Below are 533 nucleotides of genomic sequence, written 5' to 3'. Positions count from 1 at the left end.
GTTCTCCGATGACGACATCATCGCGCGCATGATGGTGCCGCTGTGCATGGAAACCATCCGCTGCCTGGAAGACGACATCGTCGGCAGCCCGGCCGAGGCCGACATGGCCCTGATCTACGGCATCGGTTTCCCGCCATTCCGTGGTGGTGCGCTGCGCTACGTCGATGCCATGGGGGTGGCCGAGTTCGTCGCGCTGGCCGACAGCCTGGCCGATGAGCTGGGGCCGCTGTATCGCCCGACCGAGGCGCTGCGCGAGCGCGCCAAGCGTGGCGACGCCTTCTACTCCTGAGCCTTGATGGCTGAGCGCCCGAGTGGCCGCCAGCACTATCCGACCAGAATTTTCGGCCCTCGCGACAGCGAGGGCCATGAGGGAGCCAGACAATGAATCCGAATCCGAGAGATGTGGTAATCGTCGATGGCGTGCGTACCGCCATGGCCAAGGCCAAGAACGGCGCCTTCCGACACGTGCGTGCCGAGAACCTGTCCGCCGCGGTAATGCAGGCGCTGTTCGATCGCAATCCCGGCCTGGTGCC

The 533-nt window shown here is 65.5% G+C and carries 1 protein-coding gene and 1 pseudogene; both read left to right on the top strand.

Annotated elements, in window-relative coordinates; translation table 11 throughout:
• Nucleotides 1-289, top strand: a 289-nt coding sequence (locus HUS66_RS17415; RefSeq protein WP_254628901.1) for a 3-hydroxyacyl-CoA dehydrogenase family protein, incomplete at its 5' end; no start/stop codon positions are given.
• A 92-nt stretch (nucleotides 290-381) separates the two neighbouring features.
• Nucleotides 382-533, top strand: a pseudogene (gene fadA, locus HUS66_RS17895) (acetyl-CoA C-acyltransferase); the annotation flags it as partial.

This window comes from Onishia taeanensis (assembly GCF_013349955.1).
Classification (GTDB): domain Bacteria; phylum Pseudomonadota; class Gammaproteobacteria; order Pseudomonadales; family Halomonadaceae; genus Onishia; species Onishia taeanensis_B.
Note: the sequence above shows the minus strand (reverse complement) of the source record. Positions and strands in the feature narration are given on the sequence as shown.